At 70.5% G+C, this 15,176-nt stretch carries 11 protein-coding genes; 4 read left to right on the top strand and 7 right to left on the bottom strand.

Features of this window, described 5'->3' with window-relative positions:
* Positions 1-69 precede the first annotated feature (69 nt).
* The 5 genes from purH to AC3RJ6_RS10565 all read right to left on the bottom strand — a co-directional run bounded on the left by purH (position 70) and on the right by AC3RJ6_RS10565 (position 5,715).
* The gene (purH, locus tag AC3RJ6_RS10585; protein ID WP_491427008.1) at positions 70-1,680 is read right to left on the bottom strand and encodes a bifunctional phosphoribosylaminoimidazolecarboxamide formyltransferase/IMP cyclohydrolase; all 1,611 of its coding nucleotides are present in this window, start codon (positions 1,678-1,680) and stop codon (positions 70-72) included.
* Positions 1,677-2,270, bottom strand: coding sequence for a phosphoribosylglycinamide formyltransferase (gene purN, locus AC3RJ6_RS10580; RefSeq protein WP_491427007.1), 594 nt, complete (start codon positions 2,268-2,270; stop codon positions 1,677-1,679). The genes purH and purN overlap by 4 nt, the downstream gene beginning before the upstream one ends.
* A gap of 9 nt (positions 2,271-2,279) precedes the next feature.
* Complete coding sequence (locus AC3RJ6_RS10575) at positions 2,280-3,539, bottom strand: cell division protein PerM (RefSeq protein WP_491427006.1); 1,260 nt, start codon at positions 3,537-3,539, stop codon at positions 2,280-2,282.
* A 60-nt stretch (positions 3,540-3,599) separates the two neighbouring features.
* Positions 3,600-5,099 carry a hypothetical protein gene (locus AC3RJ6_RS10570; RefSeq protein ID WP_491427005.1) on the bottom strand — a complete coding sequence of 500 codons (1,500 nt, stop codon included), beginning with the start codon at positions 5,097-5,099 and terminating at the stop codon, positions 3,600-3,602.
* Positions 5,100-5,163: 64 nt separating this feature from the next.
* Positions 5,164-5,715 (bottom strand): hypothetical protein, encoded by a 552-nt coding sequence (locus AC3RJ6_RS10565; protein WP_491427004.1) that lies wholly within the window; start codon positions 5,713-5,715, stop codon positions 5,164-5,166.
* Between the two features lie 278 nt (positions 5,716-5,993).
* Between AC3RJ6_RS10565 and AC3RJ6_RS10560 the strand changes: the two genes are divergently transcribed.
* Positions 5,994-8,663 (top strand): prealbumin-like fold domain-containing protein, encoded by a 2,670-nt coding sequence (locus AC3RJ6_RS10560; protein ID WP_491427003.1) that lies wholly within the window; start codon positions 5,994-5,996, stop codon positions 8,661-8,663.
* A 406-nt stretch (positions 8,664-9,069) separates the two neighbouring features.
* Positions 9,070-11,091, top strand: a complete 2,022-nt coding sequence (locus AC3RJ6_RS10555; protein ID WP_491427002.1) for an MSCRAMM family protein — start codon at positions 9,070-9,072, stop codon at positions 11,089-11,091.
* Between the two features lie 137 nt (positions 11,092-11,228).
* Here AC3RJ6_RS10555 and sucD read toward each other — a convergent pair whose 3' ends face one another.
* On the bottom strand, positions 11,229-12,137 hold the full coding sequence (sucD, locus tag AC3RJ6_RS10550; protein ID WP_491427001.1) for a succinate--CoA ligase subunit alpha: 909 nt from the start codon (positions 12,135-12,137) through the stop codon (positions 11,229-11,231).
* 15 nt (positions 12,138-12,152) lie between these two features.
* Entirely contained in the window at positions 12,153-13,316 is a 1,164-nt protein-coding gene (sucC, locus tag AC3RJ6_RS10545) for an ADP-forming succinate--CoA ligase subunit beta (RefSeq protein ID WP_491427000.1), read from the bottom strand.
* 219 nt (positions 13,317-13,535) lie between these two features.
* Here sucC and AC3RJ6_RS10540 point away from each other — a divergent pair, with 219 nt between their 5' ends.
* Together AC3RJ6_RS10540 and AC3RJ6_RS10535 are read left to right on the top strand one after the other, a co-directional pair.
* On the top strand, positions 13,536-14,399 hold the full coding sequence (locus AC3RJ6_RS10540; RefSeq protein ID WP_491426999.1) for a DUF72 domain-containing protein: 864 nt from the start codon (positions 13,536-13,538) through the stop codon (positions 14,397-14,399).
* A gap of 52 nt (positions 14,400-14,451) precedes the next feature.
* A complete protein-coding gene (locus tag AC3RJ6_RS10535) occupies positions 14,452-15,174 on the top strand; it encodes a VIT1/CCC1 transporter family protein (protein ID WP_491426998.1) in 723 nt (240 codons plus the stop codon).
* Positions 15,175-15,176 lie beyond the last annotated feature (2 nt).

The raw sequence follows: 15,176 nt of genomic DNA, 5'->3' as shown, positions 1-15,176 counted from the left end.
ACCGCCGGGCGGATGCCCGATGACGCATAGTGGCGGGCGACGACGACCGACCGTCGCCCGCGGCCGCGCTCAGTGGAAGAAGTGGCGCTCGCCCGTGAAGTACATGGTCACGCCGGCCGCCTTCGCCGCCTCGATCACCTCTTCGTCGCGCACCGATCCGCCGGGCTGCACGACGGCCTTCACGCCCCCGTCGAGCAGGATCTGCAGGCCGTCGGCGAACGGGAAGAACGCGTCGGATGCCGCGACCGATCCGGCCGCGCGGTCGCCCGCCCGCTCGACGGCGAGCTTGCACGAGTCGACGCGGTTGACCTGGCCCATGCCGACGCCGACCGACGCGCCGCCGGAGGCGAGCAGGATCGCGTTCGACTTCACGGCGCGGCATGCGCGCCACGCGAACTCGAGGTCGGCGAGGGTCGCCTCGTCGGCGGGCTCGCCAGCGGCGAGCGTCCACTCGGCGGCGGGCGCGAAGTGCCGGTCGGCCTGCTGCAGGAGCATGCCGCCCGAGACCTGCTTGAGCTCGACCGCCGTCGGCGCGAAGCCCTCGGGCAGGGTGAGCAGGCGGATGTTCTTCTTCTGCGTGAGGAGCTCGACCGCCTCGGCCTCGAACGCCGGCGCGACGAGCACCTCGGTGAAGATGCCCGAGACCGTCTCGGCCATCTCGCGCGTGACGGTGCGGTTCGCGGCGATGACGCCGCCGAACGCCGACACCGCGTCGCATTCGTGGGCACGGCGGTGCGCGTCGGCGATGGGGTCGGCGGCGCCGGGCGATGCGACGGCGATGCCGCAGGGGTTCGCGTGCTTGATGATCGCGACGGCGGGCTCGTCGAAGTCGAAGGCCGCCCGCACCGCGGCATCCGCGTCGACGTAGTTGTTGTAGCTCATCTCCTTGCCGTGCAGCTGCACGGCCTGGGCGATGCCCGGGCGGCCGCCCTGCGAGGCGTAGATCGCCGCCCGCTGGTGCGAGTTCTCGCCGTATCGCAGATCGGCGTCCTTGAGCCAGGTGCCGCCGACCCACGCCGGGAACGGCGAGACGTCGACCGGCTGGTCGGGCGCCACGACACTGCCGATCCAGCTCGCGACCGCGACGTCGTACGACGCGGTGTGCCGGAACGCCTCGCGCGCGAGTTCGCGGCGCTGCGCGAGCGTCGTGCCGCCCGCGGCGACCGCCGCGACGAGCTCGTCGTAGCGGTCGGGCGAGACGACCACGGCGACGTTCGCGTGGTTCTTCGCCGAGGCGCGCACCATCGCGGGACCGCCGATGTCGATCTGCTCGACCACCGCGTCGGGCTCGGCGCCCGAGGCGACGGTCTCGACGAACGGGTAGAGGTTCACGACGACGAGCTCGTAGGGCGCGATGCCGAGGCCCGCGAGCTCCTGCTCGTGCGACTCGAGGCGCAGGTCGGCGAGGAGGCCCGAGTGCACGGCGGGGTGCAGGGTGCGCACGCGGCCGTCGAGGTGCTCGGGGTAGCCCGTGACCTCGGCGATCTGCGTCACCGGCAGGCCGGCGTCGGCGATCGCCTTCGAGGTGCCGCCCGTCGAGACGATCTCGACGCCCGCGCCCACGAGCGCGGTCGCGAGCTCGACGAGGCCGCGCTTGTCGCTCACCGCGATGAGCGCCCGGCGCACGGGCACGACGTCGCGGTCGCGGTAGAGGCTGGGGTCGATGGCGTGGCCGCTCATGATCGTGCGAGGCCCTTCAGGTCGAGGTGCGAATTGGCGATGTCGAGCACGGCCTGGATGAGCAGGCGCCGCTCGACGGGCTTGATGCGGTCGTGGAGGCTCGACTCGGTGTCGCCCGGCAGCACCGGGATGCGCTCCTGCGCGATGATCGGTCCGCCGTCGACCGAGTTGTCGACGACGATGAGGCTCGCCCCGGTCTGCGCGACCCCCGCGGCGAGCGCGTCGCGCACGCCGTGCGCGCCCGGGAACTCGGGCAGGTAGGCCGGGTGCGTGTTGATGAGCTGCGGCGAGAACGCGTCGACGACCGCCGGCGGCACGAGGCGCATGAGCCCCGAGAGCACGACGAGGTCGGGCTCCCAGGCGCGCACCTGCTCGATGAGCGCGTCGCCCCAGGCGTCGCGGTCGTCGTAGGCCGTGAACGGCACGGTGAAGGTGGGCACGCCGAACTCCTCGCCGAGCACGAGACCGGATGCCTCGCGGTCGGCGCCGATCGCCACCACGCGCGCGGGGAACTCGGCGTCTTCGGCGGCTTCGAGCAGGGCCCGGAGGTTCGAACCTCCACCTGAGATCAGGACGACGAGCTTGAGCACCCCTCGAGCCTACCGGCCGAGATCGAGGCGTGACGTCGTGGATGCGCCGACGCCGGCGCGCTGCTGCACCCGGGCGGTCACGCCGCCCACGATCGCGCCGACGCCGATCGTGGCCGCGGCCACCAGCGCGACGGCCCAGCCGTCGGGGCCCACGTCGGCGAGCCGCCCGGGTCCGACGGCACCGCCCGACCACCACGCGAGCAGCCCGAGCACGAGTCCCGCCACGACGGCCGACCCGCCGCCGACCGCGACGGGTCGCCACCACGGGTCGCGCCCCTCGACGGGCGCGGCGGTGCGGAGCACGAGCCAGGCTCCGCCGAAACCGAGCACCACCGGCACGAGCAGCCAGAGCACGCCGAGCGCAGGGGCGTCGGCGGGCAGCGCGCCGAGCAGCGGCACGCCCGGCACCTGGCCGAGCACGGTGCCGCCGGGTGCGACCGTGGTGCCGGTGCCGATCGCGAAGCCGGGGCCGAGCAGCCACGACGCGACCCAGATCACGAAGTTCGGCAGGAACGCGAGCTCGCCGATGAACAGCAGGAGCCCGCCGTCGACGCCGGCGCCGAGCGCCTGCGAGAGCCCGGCGATCGTGGCGTAGTCGAGTGCGATGAGCAGCGCGACGACGACGCCCGCGACCGCGAGCACGCCGAACGCGGCGCCCGCGCCGATGCGGGTCGCCTGGCGCGTCGCGGCGACGAGGCCGGCGGGGAGGTCCGCGAGGCGTTCCCGTATCCAGCCGCCGGCGAGGTCGCCGGCGTCGGTCTCGCGCAGCGTCTCGGGCACGACCCCGAGCACGACGCCGATCGCCATCACGACGGGCGGCAGCACGAGCGCCTGCCAGAACGACGCGCTCGCCGCACCCGTGGTCGCGGTGAGGCCGAGCGCCGCGCCGATCGCGGCATAGGCGGCGACCGCCGAGAGCGCGCCCGTGATCGAGTGGCCGCCCGCCGCCGAACGGCGCCCGATGCGGCGGCCCGCGACGACGGTCAGCAGGGCGAACCCGAGCAGCGCGATCGTGATCGGGAACGGGTCGCCCGCCCCCGGGAGCCCGATGCGAGCGGCCGTGAGCTCGTCGAGCCGCACGACGAGGTCGACGCCGTGGCCGAGCAGCCACCCGTCGGCCGCGGCACGGAAGAACGCTGCGGCGTCGACGGCGAGACCGAAGTGCACGGCCCAGACCACGAGCAGCGGCACGAGCGCGAGGCCGAGCCCGATGAGCGCGGCAACGGCGGCTTCGAGGGCGGAGAGCAGGGCGATCGTCGTGCGACTCATGACCCGGACGAGCCTACCGGCGCGGGCGGGTTTCGCCCGCCGGCGCGGCGGCGAGGCCGATCACGTGCGCGGCGACGTGTCCAGCGGTTCGGTCTCCTGCCGGTCGACGTCGAGCACCGCGGTGTCGGCGTCGTCGTCGGGCTCGTCGACCTCGACGACGACGACCTCGGTGTCGTCATCGAGCGCCGCCGCGGCGTCCGCCTCGATCTCGTCGGCCGGCCGTCGGAGGAGTTCGACGAGCAGGAGCGCGATGAGGGCGACGATGATCGTGCCCCAGACCGTTCCGGTCGTGACCGGACGGTTGAACATGAGCACGAGGGCCGCGACGAGTGCGATCGCGCCGTAGGCGAAGCCGCGTCCGCGGTCGAGCGCGACGCCGAACGCACCGGTCGTGATGCCGTGCGCGGCCGCGGTGCGCCGCAGGGCCGAGAAGCCCGAGCCGGCGAGCCCGCGCGCGGCCCGTGCGGGGCGCCACGGTCCGGCGAACCAGGCGACGATCGCCACGAGCAGGCCGAGCACGAGCGCTGCCGCGGTGGTCGACGCCATGGCCTCGGTGACGTAGCCGTAGATGGCGGTCGCGGCGCCCGCGGGGATGATGCTCGGGCTGACCGCCCCGAGGAAGACGAGCTGGCCGACCGCGAAGCCCGAGGCGAGGAGCGCCATCATGAGGGCGAACCCGCCCGCCGTCCAGAAGAGCGCGGCCGATCGCCGCTTCGCGACGAAGACCCCGGCCACGAGGAAGGCGAACGCGACCCAGGGCAGCCAGGTGCCGACGGCGAGCGCGAGGGCGTACACGGTGCGCACGAAGACGAACGCGTCGGCCTGGGCGATGACGATGCTCTGGTTCACCACCGGAATGGCGTCGGCGAATCCGACGCCGTTCTCGACGAGTCGCTGCTTCACGGCCTCGATGATCGGCCCGAGCTGCACCGACAGGGTGCCGTCGCCGCCGACCTCGAGTGCCGCGTTCGGATCGCCCTGCATGGCCGCGACGAACTGCTTGTGGGAGACGCGCAGCGCGTTGGCCCAGATCTCGGCGAACGCGTCGGAGGCCACGATGCGGTCGACGACCCCCGAGACGAGTGACTGCAGACCCTGTACGGCGGGGGCCTCGAGCAGGCCGAGCGCCTGCTCGGCCTTCGGCGGCAGGTCGAGCGACCGGATGCCGTCGAAGACGTCGGAGGTGAGTTGCGGGATGTCGACCTGCTTCTCGATCGCCGCCGTGACCTCGTCGGCGACGAAGCTCTGCACCGCCGGGTCTTCGGCGAGGGGGGCGAAGGTCGCGACGAACTGGTCGGTGTTCACGAGCTCGGCGCGGGCCCAGCCGGTCACGACCGCGACCGGCGCGAGCAGGAGACCGATCACGACGAGCACGATCGCGCCGGCGGTGCGCCCCCGACCCCGCTTGACGCGCGGGGCGCCGGCTGCAGCGGTCGCCGCCGATTCGGCCGCCACCGCGGCCTCGGTCGCGGCGGCCGAAGCGGCCTCGGCCTGCTCGCGCAGACGCGCGTTCTCGCCCTCGAGCTGTGCGATCCGGGCCTGCAGCTCGGCATTGGTCATCTTCGGCATGGTGCCCCCTTTGGCATGACGATAGCGGGTCGGGGGGCGCGGTTCATCACACAGATCAGTGGATGATCGCCTTGAGCAGGATCATGACGATGCCGAACGCCGCTGTGCCGAGGGCCCCGAGCAGTTGCAGGTGCAGTGGTGCGCCGCGCCGGCGGTAGGCGACGAACCCGAGCACGGCGAGCACGACGACGCCCGCCCAGAGGGCGATCCAGATCGTGAGCACGTCGGGCACCACCTTCGCCGCCCCGAGCAGCAGGATCGCCGAGGGGATGAGCGCCGAGAGCAGGAGCCCGAGCGAGCGTCGGAACGACTCGGCGAAGGCGTCACGGAGGCCCATCACCCGCCCGACGGCCAGGCCGTGGCGCGCGACCGTGCCCGCGTAGACGTGCGCCGCCCAGAAGACGAGCACCGTGATGACGACCGTCCAGAAGACCTGCCACGAGCTCGACCCGTGCGAGCCGGCGACGACGATCATGCCCGAGACGAGCAGCACGCCGTAGATGGACTCCTCGGTCACGAACGCGGTGCGCACGAGGCTCTCGCGCGGCTCGGTCGGTGCTTGCCGACGGGATGCCTCGCGCGAGGCATCCCCCTCATCCATCTCCATGTCCGCAACTCTCTCACAGTGTCCGCGTACCCCCTGTTCTGGGACGTGAGGTTCTCTCGATTGACCGGTCCTCGCGGTGTAGCCTCGCGGGTGAGCCCTGAGACGCCCCCCTCGGGTCCGATGCATTCCCGCCGTCGATTACCCGCGACGACGGGCCGACGACTCTCACCCGCACGCCCTGCCACGCCCGCGCACTGCCGCCGCGCCTTCCATCGCCCCGCGGAGGGTCCGTCCGGTCCGCCCGGATCGGACGAAACTGCGCGATCCTGGAGGCGACGATGCCACTGCGCAACCAACCCGAGAGCTGTCCCACCCCGGCCCAGCGGCGGCGACGTCGCCGCCGCTCCCCCGTCATCGCGGCGGCCGCCATCGGCGGGCTGATCCTCACGGGACTCGCCGTGGCCCCGGCCTACGCGAGCCACGTCCCGTTCGGCACGAGCACGTTCGAGATCGACACCGACGCCAATCTCATCGTGAACCACGCCGGTGATCTCGACTGGGTCGGCGTCGACGAAGAGCGCACCGCCGACGTCGCGAATCCGAAGAACGACGACTCGTTCGGCCAGGGCACGAAGGAGGACACCGAGGTTCCCTCGGTCGTGACGGGCGGCATTCCGCCGAACAAGAGCGACCTCAAGAACTTCGGGTTCTACCTCGAGACGACCGCGGGCGGGCACCAGTACCTGCACCTGTTCTGGCATCGCGTCCAGGACCCGACCGGCACGACGAACATGGACTTCGAGTTCAACCAGTCGGACGTGCTCACGTCGAACAACAAGACGCCGCAGCGAACGCACGGGGACGTGCTGATCCAGTACGACCTGTCGAACGGCGGCACCAACCCCCAGCTCTCGGTGTCGAGATGGCTCACCGCCTTCGAAGCGGCACCGCTCAACGCCTGCGAGGCGGGGAGCCTGCCGTGCTGGTCGAAGAAGGTCAACTTCTCCGCCCAGGGACTCGCGACCGGGTCGATCAACACGTCCGCGATCACGAACGGCAACGCCGACGGGCTCGGCCCGATCTCGGCACGCACCTTCGGGGAGGCGTCGATCGACTTCACGGCGCTCGCCAGCACCCTCGACGAGTGCGCGACGTTCGGCAGTGCGTACCTGAAGAGCCGGTCCTCCGACTCGTTCACGGCCGCGCTGAAGGACTTCATCGCCCCGATCGACACCAACTTCCCCACCTGTGGCGGCGTCACGATCCGCAAGCAGACCGACCCCGACGGCGCGACCCAGCAGTTCTCGTACACGGGCGACTTCGCGAGCTCGCCCTCGTCGAGCAGCTTCACGCTGACCGACGACGGGGTGCAGGAGTTCGAGAACGTTCCGATCGACACGACGGGCCACGTCACCGAGGCGACGCCTCCGGCGGGCTGGAAGTTCGACCGGATCGACTGTTCGGCGAGCACCCCCGGCGCGAACGTGACGACGTCGGGCGCGCAGATCACGTTCAATCTCGACACCGCGGCGGACAAGGTCGACTGCACGTACTACAACGAGACGGGTGCCACGGTCAGGATCCACAAGATCACCGATCCAGCCTCCGACACGACGACGACGTTCGACTACTCGACCCAGCTCGGCACCCTCGGCAACGGATCGAACCCCGCGTTCGACCTGACGAACGGTGAGACGCAGGAGTACACCGACGTGCTGCTCGGCAACGACCTCACCATCACCGAGGACGACCTGCCCGACGGCTGGAAGCTCGACAAGGTCGAATGCACCGACGACAGCGTCGCGAATTCGATCGACGGCGCGACGATCACCTTCGACCTCACCGACGCCGACGACGTGCTCGACTGCACCTATTACAACGAGACCGGCGGCCGGGTGATCATCCACAAGGTGACGCAACCGGGTTCGGACACGACGACGACGTTCGACTACTCGACGCACCTGTCGAGACTCGGCGAGAGCTCCGATCCCGCGTTCGACCTGAAGAACGGAGAGACAGAGACGTACGAGAACGTGCTGTTCGGCTCGGGTCTCACGGTCACCGAGGGCGCGCTGCCGCCGGGCTGGGCGCTCGTCGGCCTCGACTGCTCGGCGAGCACCGACGGCGTCGTCACCGACGTCTCCGGCGCGACGGTGACGTTCGCGATCGACGACGCGAGCGACACGCTCGAGTGCACCTACACGAACCGCGCGAGCGGGCGACTCACCGTCGAGAAGGTGACCGATGACGGGCACGGCACGTTCGGCTTCACGTCGAACACGCTCGACCCCGCGTCGTTCTCGCTCACGACGATCGCACCCGGAGAGGCCGGTAAGGACTCGAAGTCGTTCGCCAACCTCGACCCGGGCGCGTACGACGTGGCCGAGATCGTGCCGCCGAACTGGCACCAGACCGGTGCGGAATGCGTCGGCGACGATGACGGCGACGACCCGGCGTCAGTGCAGCTCGACCCCGGCGAGAACATCACGTGCACCTTCACGAACGCCCGCGACCGCGGTGCGCTCCTCATCGAGAAGACGCACAAGCACGCGGCCGACGGCCCCGGCGATCACGCGCAGGAGGGCGTCGAGTTCACGATCACCGGCGGCGGGCTCGCCGATCCGATCGTGGTCGAGACGAACGCCGACGGCATCGCCTGCGTATCGGACCTGCTCGTGAGCGGGCTCGTCGGCACCTACACCGTCGAGGAGACGGTGCCCGCCGGCGAGAAGGTCATGACCGACAACCCGCAGTTCGCCTACGTGTCGAACGAGAACGACTGCGACGAGGTCACCGACTCGGCCACCGTCACCTTCGAGAACATGCCGCTGACCGACATCACCGTGAGCGCGCACTCGCAGGTTGAGGGCGGCACGTACTCGAGCATCGAGTGCGACGTCGAGGGCTCCGACTCGGTGTCGCTCGACGACAAGCTCGGCGACCCGAGCGTGACGATCGAGGACCTCGAGCCGGGCACGTACACATGCACGATCGTCGTCGATCCCTAAGAGCTGATCGCATGAGATGAGCCCGGCGGGCATTCCCCCCGGTTCGCCCGCCGCTACGCAGCACCCCGCAGACCTCGGCCTGCGGGGTGCTGTCCGGTTCGGCCGGGGATGCCTCGACCCGGGCCGCGCACGCCACGAGGCATCCGGGATACCCCCCGTTCTGGGTTATTGAGGATTGCTCATTGCTCTTTTCCCTCCGCCGAAGTCGGAGTACCGTCGCTCGTGAGCCCTGAGACTCCCCCTCGGGTCCGATGATTCCCGCCGTCGATTACCCGCGACGACGGGCCCGACGACTCTCACCCGCACGCCCTGCCACGCCCGCGCACTGCCGCCCCGCACCATCGCCCCGCGGAGGACCGTCCGGTCCGCCCGGATCGGATGACGCTGCGCAACACCGGAGGCGACGATGCCACTGCGCAAGCAATCCGAGAACTGTCCCACCCCGCCCGCACGCCGCAGGCGCCGCTCGCCGCTCATCGCTGCGGCCGCGGTCGGCGGCCTGATCCTGTCGGGTCTCGCGATGGCTCCGGCCTACGCGAGCCATGTCCCGTTCGGCACGAGCACGTTCGAGATCGACACCGACGCCAATCTCATCGTGAACCACGCCGGCAATCTCGACTGGGCGAACGTCGACGAGGAGCGCACATCCGACATCACCAACCCGAAGAACGACGACTCGTTCGGCCAGGGCACGAAGGAGGACACCGAGGTTCCCTCGGTCGTGACGGGCGGCATTCCGCCGAACAAGAGCGACCTCAAGAACTTCGGGTTCTACCTGGAGACGACCGCGGGCGGGCACCAGTACCTGCACCTGTTCTGGCATCGCGTCCAGGACCCGACCGGCACGACGAACATGGACTTCGAGTTCAACCAGTCGAGCGTCGACTCGGGCAACGGCGTGACACCGCAACGGACGCATGGCGACGTGCTGATCCAGTACGACCTGTCGAACGGCGGCACCAATCCCCAGCTCTCGGTGTCGAGATGGCTCACCGCGTTCGAAGCGGCGCCGCTCAACGCCTGCGAGGCCGGGAGCCTGCCGTGCTGGTCGACGAAGGTCAACTTCTCCGCCCAGGGACTCGCGACCGGGTCGATCAACACGTCCGCGATCACGAACGGCAACTCCGACGGGCTCGGCCCGATCTCGGCACGCACCTTCGGGGAGGCGTCGCTCGACTTCACGGCGCTCGCCAGCACCCTCGACGAGTGCGCGACGTTCGGCAGTGCGTACCTGAAGAGCCGGTCCTCCGACTCGTTCACGGCCGCGCTGAAGGACTTCATCGCCCCGATCGACACCAACTTCCCGACCTGTGGCGGCGTGAAGATCACCAAGCAGACCGACCCCGACGGCGCGACCGCCGACTTCGGCTACGAGGGTGACTTCTCGAGCGAACCGGCATCGAGCAGCTTCACGCTGAGCGACGACGAGTCGATCGAGTTCACGAAGGTGCCGATCGGCGTGACCGGGCACGTGACCGAAACCGACCTGCCCGTCGGGTGGGATTTCGACCACCTCGACTGCAGTCTCAGCACCGACGGAGCGAACGTCACGACCAGCGGAACGGAGATCACCTTCAACCTCGACAGCGCGGAGGACACGGTCGACTGCACGTACTACAACAAGGCGCGCGGATCGATCACGGTCGAGAAGATCACCGACAGCGGCAATGGGGCGTTCGACTTCACGTCGGGCACGCTCACCCCGTCGCCGTTCACGCTGACGACGAGCGGCCCCGGTGACGCGGGCAAGGATTCGAGGCTGTTCGACGACCTCGTTCCCGGCACCTACGACGTCGCAGAGACCGTTCCCGCGAATTGGCACCTCGTCAGCTCGACCTGCGACGACGACGACGGAACGAACCCGGCGACGATCGTGGTCGACCCCGGTGAGGACATCACGTGCACGTTCCACAACGAGCGGAACACGGGCGCGATCCTGATCGAGAAGACGCACAAGCACGCTGCTTCGGGCCTGGGTGAACAGCACCCTGAAGCCGGCGTCACGTTCACCGTCACCGGCGGTGGGATCGTCACCCCGATCGAGGTCACGACGGGACCGGACGGCACCGCTTGCGTCCCGAACCTGCTCGTGAGCATCTTCGCCGGCACCTACACCGTCACCGAGACGGAGCCGGCCGGCGAGCGCGTCGACGGGGACATCTCGCAACTCGCCGCGGTGGCGACGAGCGCGAACGACTGCTCCGACGTCGGAGCGGCCGCGACCGTCTCGTTCCAGAACATCCCGCTGACCGACCTCACCGTCTCGGTGGACTCGTTGGTCGATGGCGGTACGTTCTCGAGCATCGACTGCGAGCCCAGCGATGACGACCCCGACCTGCCCCTCACGAGCGGTGACGGCGATGGGAGTGTCACGCTGCACGACCTCGACCCCGGCACCTACGTGTGCACGGTCGTCATCGATCCCTGATCGGAGGCGCAGAATCCTGAGATGAGGTAACCGACCCGGCGGGTGCGTCCCCCCGATTCGCCCCGCCGCACGCAGAACCCCGCAGGCGCGAGCCTGCGGGGTTCTGTCGATTCAGCCGGGATGCTCCGGCGCGGTGCCTATTCGCCGAGCGCGGCGTACACCTCGCGGAGCAGCTGCGCCGTCTCGCTCGGGGTCTTGCCGACCTTGACGCCGGCGGCCTCGAGGGCCTCCTTCTTCGCCTGCGCGGTGCCCGCCGAGCCCGAGACGATCGCGCCGGCGTGGCCCATCGTCTTGCCCTCGGGCGCCGTGAAGCCCGCGACGTAGCCGACGACCGGCTTGGTCACGTTCGCCTTGATGAAGTCGGCCGCGCGCTCTTCGGCGTCGCCGCCGATCTCGCCGATCATGACGATCGCCTTCGTCTCGGGGTCGGCCTCGAACGCGGCGAGCGCGTCGATGTGCGTCGTGCCGATGATCGGGTCGCCGCCGATGCCGATGGCGGTCGAGAAGCCGAGGTCGCGCAGCTCGTACATCATCTGGTAGGTGAGGGTGCCCGACTTCGACACGAGGCCGATCGGGCCCTTGCCGGTGATGTTCGCCGGGGTGATGCCGACGAGCGACTCACCGGGGCTGATGATGCCGGGGCAGTTCGGCCCGATGATGCGGGTCTTGCCGCCCTTCTCCTTGGCGTAGGCCCAGAACTCGGCCGAGTCCTGCACGGGCACGCCCTCGGTGATGATGACGAGGAGGGGGATCTCGGCGTCGATGGCCTCGATGACCGCGTCCTTCGTGAAGGCGGGCGGCACGAACGCGATCGAGACGTCGGCGCCGGTCGAGGCCATGGCCTCGGCCACCGAGGCGTAGACGGGCAGCTCGACGGCGTTGCCCGAGGCATCCGTGTGCAGCACCGTGGTGCCGGCCTTGCGCGCGTTGACGCCGCCGACCACCTGGGTGCCGGCCGCGAGCATGCGCGCGGTGTGCTTCGAGCCCTCGCCGCCGGTGATGCCCTGGACGATGACCTTGCTGTCCTTGTTGAGGAAGATCGTCATTGCTCTGTACGCCCCTTACGCGTTCGCCAGCTCGGCGGCCTTGTCGGCGCCCTGGTCCATGTTCTCGGCGAGCGTCACCAGCGGGTGCGCGGCCTCTTCGAGGATGCGGCGGCCCTCGACGACGTTGTTGCCGTCGAGACGCACGACGAGCGGCTTGTTCGCGGCCGAGCCGAGCTCGGCGAGCGCGCCCACGATGCCCTTGGCGACCTGGTCGCAGGCAGTGATGCCGCCGAAGACGTTGACGAACACGCTCTTGACCTGCGGGTCGCCGAGGATGATGCCGAGGCCGTTGGCCATGACCTCGGCCGACGCGCCGCCGCCGATGTCGAGGAAGTTGGCGGGCTTCACGTTGCCGTGGTTCTCGCCCGCGTAGGCGACGACGTCGAGCGTCGACATGACGAGGCCCGCGCCGTTGCCGATGATGCCGACCTCGCCGTCGAGCTTGACGTAGTTGAGGTCGAGGGCCTTGGCCTGCGCCTCGAGCGGGTCGGCCGCGGCCTTGTCTTCGAGGAGGGCGTGGTTCTGGTGACGGAACTCGGCGTTCTCGTCGAGCGAGACCTTGCCGTCGAGGGCGATGATCTCGCCGTCCTCCGAGAGGATGAGCGGGTTGACCTCGACGAGCGTCGCGTCCTCGCCCTTGTAGACCTCGTAGAGCTTCACGAAGACGTCGGCCACCTTGTCGACGAGCTCGGCCGGGAAGTTCGCGGCGACCGCGATCTCCTTGGCCTTCTCGACTGTCACGCCGGCGATCGGGTCGACCTCGATGCGCGCGAGCGCCTCGGGCTTCTCGACCGCGAGCTGCTCGATCTCCATGCCGCCCTCGACGCTCGTGAGCGAGAGGTACGAGCGGTTGGCGCGGTCGAGCAGCACCGAGAAGTAGAACTCCTGCGCGATGCGGGCGCCGCCGGCGACCATGACGCGCTTGACGACGTGGCCCTTGATGTCGAGGCCGAGGATGGCCTGGGCCGCCTCGTACGCCTCGTCGGGGGTCTTCGCGACCTTGACGCCGCCGGCCTTGCCGCGGCCGCCCGTCTTCACCTGGGCCTTGACCACGACGACGCCGCCGAGCTTCTCGGCCGCCGCACGCACCTCGTCGGGGGTGTCGGCGACGATGCCCGGGAGCACCGGGACCCCGTACTGCTCGAACAGGTCTCTGGCCTGGTACTCGTAAAGATCCACGCTCTACTTCCAATCGGTCCGCACGCGCGATCACGCACAGGGGCTGGTGGGTTTCGGCCCGGAGGGCGACGAAAAACATCTCGACGTCAAGACAAGTGGGCCGTCTACTATGCTACTCCCCGCCTCGACGGGCCGAGAATCGGCCGGGATGCCCCGGTGTCTCGCCGACCGGACTGCAACCCCCTTGGCGGGGCGAGGTGCCTTCGGAAGACTGGCGTGATGGCTCGGCCGCTCCCCCGCACGCGGCATCCCGAGGTTCGGATCGGCATCTCGGGATGGGTGTACCCGCGCTGGCGGCGCTCGTTCTACCCCGCCGGCCTCCGTCAGGCCGACGAGCTCGCGTACGCCGCCGACCGGATGACGGCGATCGAGCTCAACGGCTCGTTCTACGCGCTCCAGCGGCCGCAGAGCTGGGCCCGCTGGCGCGACACCGCACCCGACGGTTTCGTCTTCGCGGTCAAGGGCCCGCGGTTCATCACGCACATCAAGCGGCTGCGCGAGGCCGACGCTCCGCTCGCCAACTTCTTCGCGTCGGGCGTGCTCGACCTCGGCCGGAAGCTCGGTCCGATCCTGTGGCAGCTGCCGCCCACCCTCGGGTACGACCGCGCGCTCCTCGAAGCGTTCCTCGCCAGGCTGCCGCGCACCCGCACGGAGGCTGCGGCGCTCGCCGCCCATCACGACGACCGGATGCGAGGCCGCGCGTCGTATCGGCTCGGCGAGGACGCCCCGCTTCGGCACGCGGTCGAGGTGCGCCATCCGTCGTTCGAATCGGCCGCCGACGACTGGGCCGCCCTGCTCGCCGCGCACCGGGTGGCGAGCGTCGTCGCCGACACGGCCGGCCGATACCCTCGGATCGATCGCGCCACCGCCGACTTCGCCTACGCCCGGCTGCACGGCGAGGAGGAGCTCTACGCCTCGGGCTACGACGACGAGGCGCTCGACCGCTGGGCCGCCTGGGCACGCGGGCAGGTCGCCGCCGGCCGCGACGCCTACCTCTTCTTCGACAACGACGTGAAGGTGCGCGCCCCGTTCGACGCGATGTCGCTCATCGCGCGGCTCCCCCGCCCGGGCACGCCCGGGTGAGGCGAGCCTCGCCATGCTGGCGGCCCGCTGCGCCCGCTGCCAGACTGCCGACATGACGGATGCCTCGACCGAACCGCAGCACGGCGACGACCCGCACGACCCGAAGGTGCACGAGAAGCTCAACTGGCTGCGCGCCGGGGTGCTCGGCGCGAACGACGGCATCATCTCGGTGGCCGCGCTCGTCGTCGGCGTCGCGGCCGCCACGACCGACCTCGGCGCCATCCTCGTCGCCGGCATCGCCTCGGTCGTCGCGGGAGCCATCTCGATGGGCCTCGGCGAGTACGTGTCGGTCTCGACCCAGCGCGACACCGAGCACGCGCTCATCGCGAAGGAGACCCGCGAGCTCGCCGAGATGCCCGACCAGGAGCTCGCCGAGCTCGTCGGCATCTATCGCGCGAAGGGCCTCTCGGAGGAGACCGCCGACCGGGTGGCCCGCGAGCTCACGGCGCACGACGCGCTCGCCGCGCACCTCGAGGCCGAGCTGCACATCTCGGCCGACGACGTCGTGAACCCGTGGCATGCGGCCGGGGCCTCAGCCCTCTCGTTCCTCGTGGGCGCGGTGCTGCCGATGCTCGCGATCCTGCTGCCGCCGCCCGAGTGGCGCATCGCGACGACCTTCGTCGCGGTCGTCGTCGCCCTCGCGATCACCGGATGGCTGTCGGCGTGGATCGGCGGGGCGCCGCGCGGCCGCGCGGTGCTGCGAGTCGTGATCGGCGGGGCGCTCGCGCTCGTCGTGACGTGGGTCATCGGCGGGCTGCTCGGCGGGGTGGTCTGACG

Source organism: Agromyces cucurbitae, from assembly GCF_058349945.1.
This window is presented reverse-complemented; position numbering and strand designations above follow the sequence as displayed.